This is a genomic window from Providencia sp. PROV130 (genome assembly GCF_028482225.1).
Lineage (GTDB): Bacteria > Pseudomonadota > Gammaproteobacteria > Enterobacterales > Enterobacteriaceae > Providencia > Providencia rettgeri.
Map to the genome: position 1 here is coordinate 123,155 of NZ_JAMPQC010000024.1, position 18,993 is coordinate 142,147.

9 protein-coding genes are annotated in these 18,993 nt (G+C 43.4%); 5 read left to right on the forward strand and 4 right to left on the reverse strand.

The window, feature by feature from the left end:
• Positions 1 to 7 precede the first annotated feature (7 nt).
• From PSF28_RS16945 to PSF28_RS16960, 4 genes are all read left to right on the forward strand, one after another.
• On the forward strand, positions 8 to 574 hold the full coding sequence (locus PSF28_RS16945) for a molecular chaperone TorD family protein (RefSeq protein WP_272685408.1): 567 nt from the start codon (positions 8 to 10) through the stop codon (positions 572 to 574).
• A gap of 205 nt (positions 575 to 779) precedes the next feature.
• Positions 780 to 1,202 carry a DoxX family protein gene (locus PSF28_RS16950; protein ID WP_210835724.1) on the forward strand — a complete coding sequence of 141 codons (423 nt, stop codon included), beginning with the start codon at positions 780 to 782 and terminating at the stop codon, positions 1,200 to 1,202.
• A gap of 178 nt (positions 1,203 to 1,380) precedes the next feature.
• On the forward strand, positions 1,381 to 1,650 hold the full coding sequence (locus tag PSF28_RS16955) for a type II toxin-antitoxin system Phd/YefM family antitoxin (protein ID WP_272685409.1): 270 nt from the start codon (positions 1,381 to 1,383) through the stop codon (positions 1,648 to 1,650).
• Positions 1,651 to 1,652: 2 nt separating this feature from the next.
• A complete protein-coding gene (locus tag PSF28_RS16960) occupies positions 1,653 to 1,946 on the forward strand; it encodes a type II toxin-antitoxin system RelE/ParE family toxin (protein WP_272685410.1) in 294 nt (97 codons plus the stop codon).
• A gap of 103 nt (positions 1,947 to 2,049) precedes the next feature.
• Here the strand turns inward: PSF28_RS16960 and PSF28_RS16965 are convergent, their stop codons facing one another.
• From PSF28_RS16965 to PSF28_RS16975, 3 genes are read right to left on the reverse strand one after another with little or no spacing between them, the layout of a single operon-like run.
• A complete protein-coding gene (locus PSF28_RS16965; RefSeq protein ID WP_272685411.1) occupies positions 2,050 to 2,844 on the reverse strand; it encodes a nucleotidyltransferase domain-containing protein in 795 nt (264 codons plus the stop codon).
• 26 nt (positions 2,845 to 2,870) lie between these two features.
• Complete coding sequence (locus PSF28_RS16970; RefSeq protein WP_272685412.1) at positions 2,871 to 4,097, reverse strand: RtcB family protein; 1,227 nt, start codon at positions 4,095 to 4,097, stop codon at positions 2,871 to 2,873.
• A 3-nt stretch (positions 4,098 to 4,100) separates the two neighbouring features.
• Complete coding sequence (locus tag PSF28_RS16975; protein WP_272685413.1) at positions 4,101 to 5,219, reverse strand: slipin family protein; 1,119 nt, start codon at positions 5,217 to 5,219, stop codon at positions 4,101 to 4,103.
• 486 nt (positions 5,220 to 5,705) lie between these two features.
• On the opposite strand from PSF28_RS16975, the gene rtcR reads away from it, so the two are divergent.
• Positions 5,706 to 7,289 (forward strand): RNA repair transcriptional activator RtcR, encoded by a 1,584-nt coding sequence (gene rtcR, locus PSF28_RS16980; protein WP_272685414.1) that lies wholly within the window; start codon positions 5,706 to 5,708, stop codon positions 7,287 to 7,289.
• A 59-nt stretch (positions 7,290 to 7,348) separates the two neighbouring features.
• Here rtcR and PSF28_RS16985 read toward each other — a convergent pair whose 3' ends face one another.
• Positions 7,349 to 18,925, reverse strand: a complete 11,577-nt coding sequence (locus PSF28_RS16985; protein ID WP_272685415.1) for an invasin domain 3-containing protein — start codon at positions 18,923 to 18,925, stop codon at positions 7,349 to 7,351.
• Between the last annotated feature and the right edge of the window lie 68 nt (positions 18,926 to 18,993).

Sequence of the window (18,993 nt, forward strand, 5' to 3'; positions counted from 1 at the left end):
CTTTCTTATGATCCATTTTTCACACTATGCAGCGGCGTTTAATATTTTAGGCACATGCTATTTATTTTCACCCAATGATGATGCAAGCCATTATGCGATAAGCTTTTTCAAGTTAAATGACTTTGCCTCCCAGTGGCCTTGTAAAATTAGTAATCAACTTAGCGAACGCATTACGATGTCGCTAAAAATAGAAACGGCAACGCTGCATACTCAGTGGACGGATTTATTTATTGGGCCAGAAGCACTACCCGCCCCGCCATGGGGCTCGGTTTACCTTGACCCTGAAGGTGTTTTGCAAGGTTCTTCCACGGTGGCATTGAGTGAGTTTTTAAAACGGGAGCGTTTAAAAATTCAGACGCGTTATCCAGAGCCTGCCGACCATGTTGGTTTAATGTTATTTCAAGCGGCAGTTTTGGCTTCACAAGTCAGAGAGGTGGCATTAAAAGAGCTGTTGAATGATCATTTAGGGAATTGGTTACCGCAATTTTCTCAGCAATTAAATCGAACAACGCAGAGCCCTTTTTATAATGGGTTGACCGAATTAGCATTGGTGACTGTCAGGTCGTGCTTGTAATATTATTCAATATTTTTGATTGTTAAATGGTTAATTAAACGTAATATTTGAATGGGTGAAAAGTTAACAAATTTTAATTAAATGAAAATTGATTTAGTTATAAGAAATGCAAATTAAAATGATTCTTACTTTATATTTTTAAGCCATAATACATTTTTAAGTCATACTACTTAATGATGTCTATGAAAATGTAAAGGGGTATAAAGTGGTCAATTTATTTAATCGGCTGTTGTCCCATGAAGATGCAGGTAGGTTGTTATTGCGTCTTTCTGTTGGCGGGCTCATGTTATTTCATGGAATGAGTAAATTACTGACAGGGGCCAGTGGTATCAAGGCATTACTGGCTTCTTATGGCTTACCTGAATTTATTGCTTATGGAACAATTTTAGGTGAAGTCGTCGCCCCTATTTTCATTATTTTAGGTATTTTAACTCGTCCATCAGCTTTATTAGTGGCTTTCACCATGGTGGTTGCATGGTTGATGATTGGGCTAGATAAAACATTTGTATTGGATAAAACCGGCGCATGGGCCATTGAAAGTCTGGTGTATTTTTTCTTGAGTGGTATTGCATTGGCATTTTTAGGTGCGGGTAAATATTCCATTATCAAAAACCCGAACTGGCGATAAATTAGTTTTTATAAAGTGTTTGACATTGCCTTTGAAAAAAGACCATCAAAAAATTTCTGATGGTCTATTTTTTTGCCCAAACTACAGGGGCAAGGCACACGATTTTTCTGGAATATTGGTAATTTAAGCCATTTTGGCTATAATAGCTAATCAAGCCATTTTATATTGTAGGTGATGTATGGAAACGATCCCCGCACAAGTCGCTAAAAATCAATTTGGTGATTTGCTGATGAAAGTTCAACGTGCACCTGTTGAAATAAGTAAGCATGGAAAACGTGTAGCTGTTGTTATCTCCCCAGATGAATATGACCAGCTAATGCAGTTAAAATTACAGAGTTTAAAAGCGGTTTTGGCTGAATCTATTGCGCAAGCAGAACGCGGTGAATTTCATAGCATTGATGATGTATTTGCACCATTGACCGTGGATGAACTTGAAAATAAGGCTTAAGGATGAGCGTTAGGTTTACTTATAAAGCAAAAGAACATATCCGCTCAATTCAGCTGTATTCTCTGCGTAGATGGGGGAAAAATGTTGCAAAAGCGTATGCTAACTCATTACGAGTGACAATGACGGATATACTTGCTAATCAGCCATCCCTTGGTCGTGATCGTAGTGAAGATTTGCATTTGGGCGTTTTCAGCTTTCCCGTTGAAAGCCATATTATTTATTATAGAGAAGCGCGTGAAGGCATTGAAGTGCTGGCGATATTACATCATACACAGGATCCAAACTCTCATTTATAGAAATCCGGGTGACAATACACTTTGTTGTTAATGATTTAATATTATTAAAGAAAAAGACCATCAAAAATGATTCTGATGGTCTATTTTTTTTGAAAAATACCTGTTAATGATTCTCTAACACGGTTTTACGAAAAAATTCATCTAATAAACGGCTGTCACGACAAGCAGGCTCAGGAAATTGCATGCGTTCTGCATTGGCTATGACTTCCAGAACGAGCTTATCAATAGCTGGGCGCCTAGCACCATAATCACTTTCAACCGCTTGGTGCTTAATAATCAGCAATTCATCTATCTCTGCAAGCACCTTGCTATCGGTGACCGTGGCCGTGACTAATTCAGAAAATGCCATTGGTGGCATGCCCTTGCTTGTTTCTATCCAACGCAAAGCTAATACTGCACGTAGTAAATAAAAATATTTTTTTAATTTAATACGTTCGCCTTTAAAGTCAGTATGTAAATTACGCTTACTGATTGATAAGTAATGATAACGTGACTTTAACGGTGAATAAAATTGCGCCGCCAATTGCTCCAGTTGAGCAAAAAATACCTCATCTTTAAAATAAACAATTGGTGAATGTAACCATTCTATTAATGCCGGGTTTGAGTTGCGCATTAATTTCAATGCTTTGGATAGTTCCCAACCCGATACATCTAACTCATCATCAATTGGCTTTTCGATGACATCGCGTTTTTTATCCAGTGTCATGTACCAATCAAGTTTGTGAACATAGATAAACCTGACATCGTAATCGCTGTCGCGGGAGGCAAAGCCCCAACCGCGACTGCCGGATTCACATGCAAACAGTATTTTAACGTGATGAGTTTCTTCTATTTCTTTGAGTGTTTTCTCTATCCGTTCTCTCATTAGCACGGATACACTTTCATGGTCAGTTTCCATGCTTTTTCTCCTGTAACGTTTTATCGTTAACCCTTAACACATACCACTTGGCGTAGGGTATGAACAATTTCTACCAGTGATGATTGTGCCGCCATTACCGCGTCGATGTCTTTGTAGGCCATCGGTATTTCGTCAATCACATCACTGTCTTTTCGGCACTCAACATGGGCAGTCGCCATTTTTTGGTCGCTGACTGAGAAACGTTTTTTGGCTTCTGTTCGGCTCATTACACGGCCTGCACCGTGGCTACAGGAGCAAAAACTTTCTTCGTCACCTAAACCGCGCACGATAAAACTTTTCGCCCCCATTGACCCGGGAATGATCCCCATTTGGCCTTTTCGAGCCGATACTGCGCCTTTGCGGGTTACCAAAACATCTTCACCAAAGTGCTGCTCTTTTTGCACATAGTTATGATGGCAATTTACCGCTTCTTGCTCGGTGATAAACGGTTTTGGAATTTCACGCGATAGTGCTTCCAATACGCGGTGCATCATCACTTCACGGTTATGGCGGGCAAAGTCTTGCGCCCAACCGACGGCTTCCATATAGTCATTAAAATGCACGCTTCCTTCTTCGAAGTAAGCTAAGTCTCTATCCGGCAAATTGGCGATATGCTGTTGCATATCTTTTTGTGCCAATGTGATAAACAAGTTACCAATCGCATTTCCCACTCCACGTGACCCGCTATGCAGCATTACCCATACACGGTCTTGCTCATCTAAACACAGCTCAATAAAGTGGTTTCCCGTTCCTAATGTCCCTAAGTGTTTGTAATGATTAGTCCCACGCAGTTTTGGGTATTTATCACAAATACGGTTGAACGCTTCATCCAAGTGCGCCCAGTGGGTATCGACAATATCCGGGGTACGATGCCAAGCCCCTTTATCACGCCCATGTCGATGTGTCGTTCGACCGTGCGGCACTGCCGCTTCAATGGCAAAACGGATGTTTTGCAAGCTATCCGGCAAATCCGATGCCGTTAAGGACGTTTTTACGGCAATCATTCCACAACCAATATCCACTCCAACCGCCGCAGGAATAATGGCCCCTTTAGTTGGAATCACGCTTCCAATGGTTGAACCTTTCCCCACGTGTACATCAGGCATCACAGCAAGGTGCTTGAAAATAAACGGCATTTTGGCGGTATTTTGTAGTTGTGTAACTGCTTTCGGGTCAACAGGAACCCCATTGGTCCACATTTTTACCGGTACGCCATTTTCTTGAGTTAATTCGTTGAATTTATTATTTATCATTATTTATTCCTTAATTTTTACCAGTCCGTTTAATACTTGGTCTAATCCACCGTAAACGGAAATTTGGTCGATTCGATGTGCAATATTTTCTAAGGTTTCAAGCTCTTTTAAACGCAGTGCAACTGGGTTGTTTTCCATTACTTTAGCGGTATTTAGCAGTGAGCGAGTCGCGGCGGTTTCTTCGCGGCGGCGGATCACGTTAGCCTGTGCCGATTTCTCGGCTTCTACCACTTGGGATAAAATAGTGCGCATATCTCCCGGTAAAATAATGTCTTTTACACCAACACTGTCGACTTCTAAACCAAACTCTGTTACGCATTGTGCTATTTGAGTTAGCATCAACTCATCAATTAACTGCTTGTTTTCTAACAGTTCGTCTAAGGTTCGGGTACCAACGATTTCCCTTAATGAAAACTGTAACTCACGGTATAAATACTCTACAGGCTGACTCAATTTTGAGAACGCCAATAAAATATCGTGATAGCGCCAGTTGGCGCACAGATTGATGCGCAACGTCACTTTATCTTTGGTTAAAATCTCTTGTCCGCTGACTTCTAATGACTGTAAACGGGTGTCTATTATTTCAACCTCTGGTTTGTGGTTGATTTTCCAATAACCGTAAATTCCCGGTTGTAATAAATTTTGTATCTCACCATCAATTTTTAACATACCCACATGCCATGCAGGCACTTGGCTAATCAATGCCAACTCATTGCCTTTAAGGCGTTTTTTACCCATCAAGCGTGCAACCAAGGCGGAGTCAATTACACTGTTTTCTAGCGATTGCAGTTCTACTTTTAAGTTATTGCCATTTTTCCAATACAACCGACGAGTCGCGGGAGGCAAGATTTCCGACAAACTATTGTGTAAGTAAATAAATCCGATTTCATCATCAGATAACGCCACATCAATACAGTACTCATCAACCCAGTCAGGGTGAAATTGGCGTAAGTGGTCGGCCAATTTTTCATCAATGGCCTCATTGTCAAGTGTGAACAATGACACCGTCAATTTGTTAAACCAATCGTTTAAACGGTGCTCACCCGCAGTCAGTAATTGTTTAAAATCACCATTTTTAGCGGTTAATGCGATAAGTCCTTGAGCGACATTTATTTTTTTCATTATTTTTCCTTTTTCAATATTTATCCGGCACTGAAGAAAAAAGCGAAGTGGTGAGGGGAAAAGTAGAGTACCTAGTCGGCTATCTAAATTTCTGCTCATCGCTCGGCGTGGCTCTCGAGTGGCGGCTTTAAGCTTAACTTCAGCTTAGTTTTATACAGTTGGATTTGTATTTTTTCAGGAGTCGAACCTGATAGCTTCGCTATTACCATAAGGTATCTTACCGACGGCGGCATACAGACCATGTAGTGACTAACGCCACCATGTCTGCACCGGTTGAACGCGAAGTTCAGACAATTTCCGGCAGTGGATGAATTTATTATTGCCAGAAGCGTGCCAACTTTTTTAAAAATGGAATAAATATTTTTATCTAATTGAAATATAAGTGAAAAATAATTTTAAGATAAAAATGGCTAACATTGGCTTGGTAGATGGATTATGCTAATTATTATCTTTTTATATCGTAACTTATAAATTTATATAAATACCATGAGTGAGAAACGTAAGGTTGTCATTGGGGTACTGGGTACCGTTTTGGATAGGCGAGGCAAAAAAGCCAATCGCTGGAATAAGTGGCGTCCCACTGTGGGGTTATGTCAGCAGCCTGATTTGAACATTGGTCGCTTTGAGTTACTGCATCAGGTCAATGACTATGGCATGGCGCATCGAGTCAAAGAGGATATTGAGCAAGCTTCTCCCAGTACCGAAGTGGTACTGCATGAAGTGGATATTGCCGACCCGTGGGATTTCGAAGAGGTATACACCTCGTTATTGGATTTTTCTTCAAGTTATCCTTTTGATACTGACAACGAAGAGTATTTGGTGCATATCACGACGGGTACCCATGTGGTACAAATTTGCTGGTTTTTATTAACTGAAGCCCATTATTTACCCGCTAAATTAATCCAAACTTCACCGAGTCAAAAAGGGCGAGAAAAAGACCCGGTTGGTATTCATGCGGTGATTGACTTAGATTTAAGCCGCTATGCCCATATTACTAGCCGCTTCCAAAAAGAACAGCAGCAACAGGTTTCGTTTTTAAAATCCGGGATTGCCACGCGTAATGCGGCGTTTAACACCATGATTGAGCAAATTGAACGTGTTGCGTTACGTTCTAAAGCGCCTATTTTGCTCAATGGCCCAACTGGGGCAGGGAAGTCTTTCTTAGCGCGACGAATTTATCAATTACGTGAAAGCCGCCACCAAGTCAAAGGGCGTTTTGTCGAGGTCAACTGTGCCACTTTGCGCGGTGATAATGCGATGTCGACGCTGTTTGGCCATGTAAAAGGGGCGTTCACAGGTGCGTTAAACCCACGGGGTGGGCTGTTAAAAGAAGCGGATGGCGGCATTTTATTTTTAGATGAAATCGCCGAACTTGGCCTTGATGAGCAAGCGATGTTACTCAAAGCCATTGAAGAAAAACGTTTTTTCCCTTTTGGTGCAGACAATGAAATTCACAGTGATTTTCAATTAATTGCAGGGACTCATCGCAATTTGGCTCAGCAAGTGGAGGAGGGTAAATTTCGTGAAGACCTATTTGCCCGTATCAATATGTGGACGTTTGCCCTACCGGGCTTGCGTGACCGCCGTGAAGACATTGAACCGAATATCGATTATGAATTAGCCAAATTTTGCCAAGATCAGCAAAGCCAAATCCGCTTTGATAGCGAAGCTCGCAGCCTGTATGTGAAGTTCGCCTGCTCCTCGCAAGCCGAGTGGCGCGGCAATTTCCGTGAATTGGGTGCATCTATTAGCCGGATGGCCACTTTTGCCGAACGTGGGCGCATTACTAAAGCGGTTACCGAGGAGGAAGTTGGCCGTTTGCAAGCTCAATGGCAGCCAAAATCAACCAATACATTACCAAAGCAAATTGGTGAGATTGATTTATTCGACAAACAACAGTTGGCAACGGTACTTGAAGTTTGCCGCCGTTCATCTTCTTTGTCAGAAGCGGGTCGTGAGCTGTTTGCCGTTTCACGGCAACACAAAAAACAGCCCAATGATGCGGATAGGCTGCGAAAATATCTCGCCAAATTTGAATTAGATTGGGATGGGGTGAAGGCGAGAGATTGAGGGACTTACATTACTAAATCGCAGAAAGAAAAATCCCCGCCGAGGCGGGGATGTGGGGGTTAGAGATAGAGGTTACAAAGGGGAGAGTACCTTCGTACCACTCGTTTATTTGAAAGAGCTGGAAGGGTTTTAGTGCCTGTTTTTATATCAATAACCTGATCATTTTCTATCATAAAAGCATTGGCTTCAGTCATAAATCGCATACCTATTGTCCCCCATTGGGCATACAGTTCGTCTTTTTCACTCTGAGTGATAAGTGTAGTATTTTTTTGGCATGCCTCACCATTCAAACTATCTGAACCGTATAATTTCTTCATTCTCATCGTAAAATGGATGGCTGTGAGTTCTTGGCTGTTATTTTTTGGTATACCCTTTAACGTTATAAGGTTATTACGGTAATCCGGCCTGCCACCTAAAAGAAACCGATCTCCGCCAACTGCGGAAGAATTATCCCCGTTATTGTCATACTGATTTACACGGAGATAAGGATTATCCCAGGCAAAAATAACACGCCATGTATAGTTTTGATAGTTCTTGGTGACTAAACTTAACGGAAATACTTGTTCTTGAATCATTGTATTAATTGGGGAGTCGATATTTTTGATATGGTAAAAATAGACAGAGGTTGATTGTTCGGAACCCGTGTAATCAATTGAAGCAGGGTTAAGGGTTATCGTTACTTTCTCTGAATTCGGACTGGATATAGTCGCAGTATACACTCCCTGTGTTGTAGCATGCATTATAGTGTCATTTAGTTTTCCACCATTCGATGTAATTTCTGGTGTTTTACCTGTAATGGGAAGTCCATTTCTATCAATCAGTTTTAAGGTTATAGTGGCTTTATCAGTGCCATTTCCTGCAACCGAATTGGTATTAACTGAAAGTTCACTTTTCCCGCTGTCAAAAACAGGAGAGTTAGCTTTGATATTGATCTCATTCTTCTCCATTGTCTTGGCTGAATTATCGATATTCACTGTTAATGTATGCATTCCGATTGTGTCAAGCTTGATATCAGTTGAATAGTTTCCACGCTTGTCATCACTCCATACTAGCGAAGATAAAACCTGTTTATCACTGGATAAAGTAATGTCACTTGGGCTGATATCAATCACATCGTTACCATAGTTATCTTGTAGCTTGAGTGTCACTTTAACTGTATCTCCAGTTTCCGCTGTGTCTAAAGTGTTTATTACAATAATTTCAACACTCTTTGCACCTTGAGGCGCAGGAAATATAATTTCGCTAGGTTTTACCAAACTTTTGGCATTAATAGTGATATCTAATTGATGGGTACCCACTTTTGTCGATTGCCAATTAGCGGTGTATTGCCCCTGAGAACCTTCGATCCAAATGATATTTTCTGGTTGGCCATTATGTGTTAATTGAATATCTTGGCTTGTAACATGAATAACACCATTGCCGAACTGATCTTTGAGTTGCAATGTCAGTAGAGTATCCACACCTAATTTAGCCGTTGGTGGCGTAGTTAGATCTACTTCCGCGACATTTTTAGCACCTTCCAATGGCTTTACGTCAATGTCGATATTTTTTACCTGACCATTTACCTCAACCGATAAAGTGTGTGTTTTAGCTTTATCTAACATGACGTTAGCCGTATAAATCCCCTCGCCTGATGGTGTTTTTGCCCACGATACGTTAGTGGTAATAGTACTGTCGGTGTTTTTGAACTTAATGTCTTTCGTTGTGATATCTGCCACTTCATTACCATAGTTATCAAGCATGGTGAGGGTTAATGTGGTGCTCTCACCGGCACTCATTGAAGTTGCCGCAGTGGTTAATTTAATTTCGCTAACGTTGCTAACGCCTTTTAAGGCTTTCACCGTGATTTCCTTGGTAATCGTATTCTGCTTATTAACGGTCGCAGTTAAGGTGTGTTTACCGACTTTGGTTAATGGTAAGGTGGCTTTATACACACCTGCCGATTCCATATGCCAAGCAATACTGCGGCTATCAATAGTTTCTGCGCTATGGCTATCTGTTAACACAATATCTGCCCCATTGACGTTAGTCACCAAGTTGCCATATTGGTCTTTCAAGGTTAGGGTTAATTCAACCTTTTTACCTGCATCAAACGTATTGATATTCGTGGTCATTTCTGCGGTTTTTACCACATCTTTGTCATTTGGGTAGCTCGCTTCCACAGTTTGTATACGGCTTGGTTTTTGATTTACCGTGGCTTTAAACTGGTAATTACCGACGGTTTCTAACCGCTGTTTCGTGGTGTATACACCCGCTTGTGGATTAACCCATTTAACACTTGCCGTGTTTCCATTATTGGTGAGCAAAATGTCTTTCGTGTTGATATCAATAACACCGTTATCAACGCTATCCGTTAAGGCTAATGTCAACGTGACTTCTTTACCCGCCTCAATGGTGCCTTCATTGGTTTCAAGTGTGGTGTTCTGGACCTGACTTGCTCCTTTGGCTGGGCTTACAGTTAAATTGATTTGGTCACTTAATATTTTGTTTGCAGAGACCTGAATCGGTTGTTTATGCAATTTATTCATAGTGAGTTCTTGGGTGTAAAAGCCATCTTTGAGCGCTTTCCAGCTTGATGTTGATTTCAAGTCAGTCAGTAATTTCAATGACGATGCTGCCCCGGTCAGTTTGTTATCAAACTTATCTTTTAGGCCGATAGTTAAGGTTACTTTATCGCCAGAATTTGCCGTGTTAGCTTTTGCGTTACTGATGATTGAAATCGTGTCTAATGAACCGCGTAAGCCGTCTTTATCATAAGAGGTAATTGGGATTTCTATTGGTGCATTGACCTTCCAATACACCGTTTCTGACAGGCCGTTGACATCGACGCTGATTTTATAGTTACTCGCTTTGGCCGCAGGGAGCGGAGCGACATATCTATTTATATTGTTTTTTTCCATAAATATAATGTCTTGTTTTTGCCCATTAATTGTTACAGTGATATCACTGCTACTGACATTCTTAACGGTGTTGCCATATTGGTCAGTTAAGCGAATGGACAGCGATGATGATTGTCCGGCATCGCTGTTGGTTATCGGTGAAATGGCGAGTGTTTTAACAGCCTCTTTACCAACTGGCGAATTGACCGTGACATGGGTTGTATCTGTCAATTTACCAATACCCACAATTATTTGATGCTTTTTAACTTCACTGAACATGATGGTGGTGGTATAGATACCTAAGCCATGGCTATCTTCTTTCCAAACGATATTTCCTTTGTTAGAAATGCCTGTATGACCAATATCGCTATTGTTGAGGTTGATAACCGGGTTGTTATCGGCATCAGTGACTTTTAAGGAAAAAGTCACTTCATCACCGGCGGTGATCACGCTTGGTGTTGCTGTTAGCGTTACTTTATGAACTCGGCTTGAGTCTGTTGAAGGTTTCACCTCAATCAACACATTGTTACTTTGTTGCTGATTCACTGTCGCTCTTAGGGAGTGAATGCCTGCGAGTGGTAGTTTGGTGAGTGCGGTATAGGTTCCGTTACCTTGTTCAGTCCAAGTTAAGCTCGTAAGGTCTTTCTTAGTATGTGAATCATTAAGGACGATATCATTCGCATTAACTCTTTCAACGCCATTGTTCCATTGGTCGGTTAATTCGAGTGTCAGTTTGACTTGGCTGCCTACTGTCAGTTGATTGGTATTGGCTTTGAGCCCAACAGATTGCACATGTGCTGAGCCAGTTAATGCGCTGACATTAATCACCAGTGGGGCATTTGCTTGGTGGTTAACGCGACTGACAAAGGTGTTTTTCCCTTGCTGATGTAATGGGAGTGTGGTGGTATAAATACCTGCCCCTTTCTCTAACCAAGCCAGTTTAGAAACAAGCGTATGGTTATGTTCTAATTGAATATCGTTGGCTTGTACTTTTTCAACACCATTGCCATGGATATCAGTTAATGTTAATTGCAGTTCAACTAACTCTCCCACCATAAGCGTTTTGTTCGTTGCCTTTAATTCCACATTGCTAACAGCAGATTGCCCCTGTGGTGCTTCAATATCGATGGTTTGGGATTGTTTAATACCATTGACTGCGACCTCTAGCGTATCTGTACCCGGTTTTGTTAATAATAACTCAGCGGTATAGGTGCCATTCCCATTGTCCTTCCATTCTACGGAACCTGATTGCTTGTGAATGAGTGCAATGCTTGCGCTCTCAATGCCCTTCAAGGTATTGCCAAAGTGGTCTTTCAAGGTCACGATGAGGCTAACTTTACCGCCTGCTTTGAGATCAACCTGCGGCGAGACCGCGAATAATATTTCAGCAACGGCACCCCGTTGGTCTCGGTTGCCTTTTCCATTCCCGTTCGTTGCAACGATAGTGCTAGGGCTGCCTACAATCAGTTGTTTTATCTCTGAGGTGTGACCATTGGCGGTGATACTGATGTCATATGAACCTTTTCCTCTTCCGGGTAAGGTGAGAATGTAGTTATTCTTTTTGAATTGAACAACGGAGATTTCCGATTTATCTGTCTTACCAATATTAACGGTGACTTTTTTAATACCTGTCACAATATGATTATTGGCGTCAGTCAGCGAGACAACGACTGTGGTGTCCGCTCCTGCGGCAGGTGTAGGGATATAGAGAATGGCAATGTTGCTAACCTTGTTTTCCCCTGCGGTTTGTTCAACATGGATGTCGACAGGAAGGCTAGTTATCTTGTTCACCGTTACTGTCAGGCTATCTTTGCCCAGTGCAGTTAAGGCTAAATTCGCCGTATAAGTGCCATCGTTGTTATCAACCCAAGTCACATGACTGGTTTGGTTGTGTGTTAATTTGATATTTTTAGCCTCAATACCTTGAAGCGGGTTATCAAACGCATCTTTTAAGGCCAGAGTCAGTGTGACTTTATCGCCGGATTTTAGGTCTTGTGTTGGCGATACGGTGAGCTCAACCGTGTTAACCACACCTTGCGTTCCTGCGGTGCCAGAGCCATCTTTGCTTGTGACACTCTGTGTTTTCGCCGCATTCACCTGCCAATGTTGTTGGCTTTCTTGCTTATTCGCGCTCACGTTGATGGCGTAGTTACCCGCTTTTTTAGCGGGTAAAATCGCAGTGTAAGTCCCTGTATCTTTAGAAGATTCAGTAAACTTAACATTGAGCGTCGTCCCCTCAAGTGTCACTTTAATGTCGTCAGCTATTTGGGTCACACCATAACCATTCACATCCATTGGTTCCACCGTGATGGTCTGTGTTTGGCCTGCATCTGATGCGGTGATGGTATTGAGGGTGATATTTTTCACCTTCGCCACTTGGTTGGCATTCGTGACATTAATACCTACAGATGTGCTATTCACGCCATTAACGGTTGCTTTCAATGTATCACTGCCAAGCTTGTTTAATGGCAATGTGGCGGTGTAGGTACCGTTATGATGGTCAGTCCAGCCAAGTGCTGCCTTTTGCTGCTGATTTGACACGGCAATGCTGGCGCTGTTGACACCCTTAAGCGGGTTGTTAAAGCTATCTTTTAAGGTTACGGTCAGTAAGAGGTCGTCACCGGATGCGCCGGTTGTTGCTGTTTTCAATGCAACTTGGCTCACCACACCGCGCTCGCCTGTTTTGCCTGTGCTTGTTGCGACAAGGGTATCCGGTTGTGCCACGGTGAAGGAACTGGCAGACGATGATTTCTTATTGGCTTCGATAACCACATCATGTGGACCACTTTGTTGGCCGAGTAATTTCCCACGGTAGCTGCCATCCGCCTGTTGTGTTACCGCAACGGTTGTCGGCGGTTGTTTGCCGATGGTGGCAGACACATTACTGAGCCCAGTCACTGGGTGACCATTTTTATCAGTCAGTTGTACAGTAAAGGTACTTTCAGCACCCGCGGCGGCATTGGTGATGTCTGTGATGACGACTTGGCTAATATGCTTTTCTCCTACAGCTTGTTCAACGTTGATGTTGACAGGTGAGCTGCTCATCTTGTTCACCGTTACTGACAGGCTATCTTTGCCCAGTGCAGTTAAGGTTAACTCCGCCGTATAAGTGCCATCGTTGTTATCAATCCAAGCCACATTACCCGTTTGGTTGTGTGCTAATTTGATATTTTTAGCCTCAATACCTTGGAGCGGGTTATCAAATGCATCTTTTAAGGCCAGAGTCAGTTTAGCGGAGTCACCTGACTTGAAGTCTGGCGCTGCTGCTGCGAGTTCAACAGCACTCACCACACCGGCTTGACCTTGAACACCGGAACCATCGCTATTGGCTGCTTTGATGGTAGAGGCAGGTTTAACCTCCCACGGTTGTTGCGCCGTTTTCTTATTGGCGATGACTTTAATCTGATAGCTGCCCGTTTTCTGAAGAGGCAAGGTGGCGGTATAAAGACCACTATTTACGGGGGTTTCAGTGAAAGTCACGTTGACGAGGATGCCATTAAGCATAACCTTAAAATTATCAGTAAGTTGGGTAACACCATTTTTATGGATATCAACCGCTTTAACGGTAATTTGCTGCGCTTTACCTGCCGCAGATGAGGCAATCGGAGACAGTTCCAATGTGTTGATTTGCGTTACTTGATCTGCATTTTTCACGACAATCGTGACATTTTGGCTCTCTTTGGTGTTTACTGTGGCTTTTAAGGTATCACTGCCCAGTACTTTTAACGGTAATGTGGCGGTGTAGCTGCCGTTATGATGGTCAGTCCAAACAAATGCTGCCTTTTGCTGCTGATTTGACACAGCAATGTTGGCGCTGTTGACACCCTTAAGCGGGTTATTAAAGCTATCTTTTAAGGTTACGGTTAGTAAGAGGTCGTCGCCGGATGCGCCGGTTGTTGCTGCTTTCAATGCAACTTGGCTCACCACGCCACGCTCACCTGCTTTGCCTGTGCTCGCTGCAAGAGTATCAGGCTGTGCCACAGTGAGTGTTTTTGGCGCGGATGACTTGCTATTAGCAGTGATAACTACCTCATAATCCCCCGTTTGTTGTCCCGGTAAAGTTCCGGTATAGCGACCGTCTGCTTGTTGCGTCACCGCGATATTTGGCAGTTTGTGACTGCCGATGGTGACAGACACGGTTTTGACCCCTAAGACAGAATGAGTATTTGGGGCTGTCAGTTGTACAGTAAAGGTACTTTCAGCACCCGCGGCGGCATTGGTGATGTCTGTGATGACGACTTGGCTAACACTGCTTTCCCCAACCGCTTGTTCAACATGGATGTCGACAGGTGAGCTGCTCATCTTGTTTACCGTTACTGTCAGGCTATCTTTGCCCAGTGCCGTTAAGGTTAAGTCCGCCGTATAAGTGCCATCTTTGTTATCAACCCAAGTCACTTGATTCTTTGGGGTATTCGCCAGCGTGATATTGCTTGGGTCAATACCTTGAAGCGGGTTATCAAACGCATCTTTTAAGGTTGCAGTGAGTTTTACGGTATCTCCTGATTTTAAAACCGTCGTTGGTGTTGCGTTGAGCTCCACGGTTTTCACCACACCGGCTTGACCTTGAACACCGGAACCGTCGCTATTGGCTGCTTTGATGGTAGAGACAGGTTTAACCTCCCACGGTTGTTGCGCCGTTTTCTTATTGGCGATGACTTCAACCTGATGGTTACCGGTTTTCTGAAGAGGTAAGGTGGCGGTATAAAGACCACTATTTACGGGGGTTTCAGTGAAAGTCACGTTGACGAGGATGCCATCAAGCATAACCTTAAAATTATCAGTAAGTTGGGTAACACCATTTTTATGGATATCAACCGCTTTAACGGTAATTTGCTGCGCTTTACCTGCCGCAGATGAGGCAATCGGAGACAGTTCCAATGTGTTGATTTGTGTTACTTGATCTGCATTTTTCACGACAATCGTGACATTTTGGCTTTCTTTGGTGTTTACCGTGGCTTTTAAGGTATCACTGCCTAGCACACTTAACGGCAATGTGGCGGTATAGCTACCGTTATTGTGGTCAGTCCATGTCATACTCGTGTTTTTTTGGTTATGTTGTAGCGAAATGCGGGTTGTGTCGATGCTTTTTAGTGGGTTATTAAAGCTATCTTTTAAGGTGACGGTTAGTGCTAGGTTATCGCCTGAAACCGAGCTGGCTGTTGCTGTTTTGAATTCAACTTGACTCACCACACCGCGTAGGCCGTTTGTGCCACCAACATTGACGGCGACGTTAATGGTGTCCGGTTGTGCCACAGTGAGTGTTTTGGACGCGGATGACTGGCTATTAGCGGTGATAACTACCTTATAATCCCCCGTTTGTTGCCCCGGTAGATTTCCGGTATAGCGACCGTCTGCTTGTTGCGTCACCGCGATATTTGGCAGTTTGTGACCACCAATGGTGACAGACACATTACTGAGCCCAGTCACTGGGTGACCATTTTTATCAGTTAGTTGCACAGTAAAGGTACTTTCAGCACCTGCAGCGGCATTGGTGATGTCTGTGATGACGACTTGGCTAATATGGTTTTCCCCAGCCGCTTGTTCAACATGGATGCCGACAGGTGAACTGGTCATCTTGTTCACCGTTACTGTCAGGCTATCTTTGCCCAGTGCGGTTAAGGCTAAATTCGCCGTATAAGTGCCATCTTTGTTATCAATCCAAGTCACTTGATTCTTTGGGGTATTCGCCAGCGTGATATTGCTTGGGTCAATACCTTGAAGCGGGTTATCAAACGCATCTTTTAAGGTCAGAGTCAGTGTGACTTTATCGCCGGATTTCAGATCTTTCACTTTTGAAGCCTTGAGCTCAACCGTGTTAACCACACCTTGTGTCCCTGCGATACCAGAGCCATCTTTGTTTTTGGTACTCAGAATTTTCGCCGCATTCACCAGCCAATGTTGTTGGCTTTTCTGTCTGTTCGCTATCACGTTGATAGCGTGGTTGCCTGCTTCTTTAGCGGGCAACGTGGCGGTGTAAGTGCCTGTATCCGTTTTAGATTCAGCAAATGTTAAGTAGAGCGGTTTGCCATTAAGCGTGATTTTAATCTCATCGGCAATCTGAGTGACTGGATGGCCATTTACATCCACAGGCTTCACTATCACCGTTTGTGGTTGGCCTGCATCCGATGCGGTGATGGCATTGAGGGTAATATTTTTCACCTTCGTTATGCTATCCGCATGAGTCACCACGATATTGACTGGCGCGCTCTCTTTGGTGTCCACGGTAGCTTTTAAGGTATCACGGCCCAGTGCAGTTAATGGCAATGTGGCGGTGTAGCTGCCGTTATGATGGTCAGTCCAAACAAGAGTCGCGTTTTGCTGATTTGATACGGCAATGTTGGCGCTGTTGACACCCTTAAGCGGGTTGTTAAAGCTATCTTTTAAGGTTACGGTCAGTAAGAGGTCGTCGCTGGATGCGCCGGTTGTTGCTGTTTTCAATGCAACTTGGCTCACCACACCGCGCTCGCCTGTTTTGCCTGTGCTTGTTGCGACAAGGGTATCCGGTTGTGCCACGGTGAAGGAACTGGCAGGAGATGATTTTTTATTGGCTTCGATAACCACATCATGTGGACCACTTTGTTGGCCGAGTAATTTCCCACGGTAGCTGCCATCAGCCTGTTGTGTTATCGCAACGGTTGTCGGCGGTTGTTTGCCCATGATGACAAGTGCTGTTGTGATTCCTGAGACAGGATGACCATTTTTATCAGTCAGTTGCACAGTAAAGTCACTGTCAGCGCCAGCTGCGGCTTCCTTGATGCCTATGATTTTGACATTCTGAATAGCGGTACTATCGGATTGTGGTGCCACATCAATGACAACGGTTGGACTCTGTACTTTATTTATCGAGATAAATAAATGGTCTTGCCCCAATTGTGTTAAGACTAAGCTGGCAGCATAGGTTCCATCTTGTTGTGCAACCCAAGTCACTTTTCCGGCTTGTTTATGGGTGAGTGACTGCGCCAAATCGACGCCAGTTAGCGAGTTATCAAAGGCATCTTTTAACGTAGCGGTCAGGAGTAAAGTACCGCCAGACGTTAAGTCTTTGGTTGGTGAAACACTCAGCGTTGCGTGATCAATTACACCGCGAGATCCTGATTTACCACTATGATTAACCGCAATAGGTACTGGAGTGCTTACGGTTAAGGTTGATTCTGTGGATTTAACGCCACTCACAGTGACGATGATTTTCTGGTTGCCTGATTTTTGTCCAGAAAGGGTACCGCTATAAATCCCTTTGTTGGCGGTTTCAGTTATCTTAAATAACTCTTCAACACCGTTGATAGAGACGACTGCATGATTATCTATCCCTGTAATAGGGTGATTATTGGCATCAGTGAGTCGCAATGTGATTATGCTCATTTCCCCCGCGGCGGGTTTAGTGATGCTTTTGATTTCAACCTGTTTGATTTGTGTCGCGCCAGTGGCATTCCCAACATTAATATTCAGTGGGGACGTGGTTATCTGGTTCGCTTTCGCGGTTAATGTGTCTTGGCCCATTTTTGTTAGCGGCAAAAGCGTGGTGTATTCGCCGTTACGTAGGTCAGTCCAAATCACAGAACTCACACTAGATTGTTGATGTGTTAATTGAATGCTAGCGCCACTGATCCCTTCAAGGGCGTTACCAAAGGCATCTTTAAGTGTCACAGTTAATTGTAATGATTGGCCTGACTTTAGGTCATTGGTTGATGATGAGTTCAAGGCAACGGTTTTAATCACGCCACGTTGATTTTCTGTCCCACTGCCATCCTTTTGGTTAGCGCTGATCGTCCTCGCCGTTTTAACGGTCCAAGGTTTTGATACGGTTTTTTTATTTGCTGTCGCATTAACGGTATATTTACCCGTATGTTGTGCAGGTAATGTTCCTGTGTAAGTTCCTTCTTGAGTAGGGGATTCCGTTAAAGTAATGGATGTCGATTGGCCATTGATATTTGCGGTTATCTTATTGTTAATCGCGGTGACAGGGTGCTGATAGCGATCGGTGACTTTCACTGTGATAGTTTGGTTCTCACCCGCTTCACTTGGCATAATTGGCTCAAGTTCGACATTAGTCACTTTGTTAATATCAGTTGTATTACTCACGGTAATGGGGATGACTTGTGATTTATAACCGTTAATCGATGCCACTAACTGGTTAGAACCTGTTTGTGTCAATAGCAACGGAGTCGTGTAAATGCCGTTACCTTTTTCTAACCATTTTAGCGAGCTGGTTTTATATCCATCCAAAATAATATTATTCGTGTCGATAGCTGTTAATGGATTATTAAATACATCAATTAAGGCTACTGTGATATCCAGCTTGTCACCTGATTGCAGGCGTGTGATATCACCAGTCGCGAGGGTAATGTTATTGATTACGCCTCGTTCACCACGATTACCCGTTCCACTTGGGTTATTCGAGTCAATTGGGGCTGGTTTTTTCACCTCTAAAGTATTTTTAGCGGAGCTTTGGCCATTCACTATGGCGGTGATTTTATGGTCGCCCGCGTGCAGTGCTGGCAGGGTGACGTCATAAATCCCTGGTTTCCCTTCTTTGGCAGGTAAAGGAAGTGAGTTGCCATCAATCTCAATGACGATTTCCTGCTCACCAGTTACGGCGTTACCATGGATGTCAGTCAATGTCACTGTCAGGGTGCTACTTGAACCAGCGGCAGGTTGCTCTGTTTTGATGATGTTAACGTTGCTGACCTTATCTTTCCCGTTGGCATGGGTAACGTTAATCGGTTTTGCCGTGGTTTTAGTGGCATTGATTGAGGCCACTAAATCTTTCTTACCAATTTCGGTTAGTGTGATGGTGGTGGTGTAAGAGCCATCGCCCTTATCGGTCC

What these genes read in the sequence shown, in the direction of transcription:
- PSF28_RS16960 (WP_272685410.1), top strand. Translation starts at nt 1,653, where the DNA reads ATGAGCGTTAGGTTTACTTATAAAGCAAAAGAACATATCCGCTCAATT.
- rtcR (WP_272685414.1), top strand. Translation starts at nt 5,706, where the DNA reads ATGAGTGAGAAACGTAAGGTTGTCATTGGGGTACTGGGTACCGTTTTG.
- PSF28_RS16970 (WP_272685412.1), bottom strand. Translation starts at nt 4,097, where the DNA reads ATGATAAATAATAAATTCAACGAATTAACTCAAGAAAATGGCGTACCG.
- PSF28_RS16945 (WP_272685408.1), top strand. Translation starts at nt 8, where the DNA reads ATGATCCATTTTTCACACTATGCAGCGGCGTTTAATATTTTAGGCACA.
- PSF28_RS16965 (WP_272685411.1), bottom strand. Translation starts at nt 2,844, where the DNA reads ATGGAAACTGACCATGAAAGTGTATCCGTGCTAATGAGAGAACGGATA.
- PSF28_RS16955 (WP_272685409.1), top strand. Translation starts at nt 1,381, where the DNA reads ATGGAAACGATCCCCGCACAAGTCGCTAAAAATCAATTTGGTGATTTG.
- PSF28_RS16975 (WP_272685413.1), bottom strand. Translation starts at nt 5,219, where the DNA reads ATGAAAAAAATAAATGTCGCTCAAGGACTTATCGCATTAACCGCTAAA.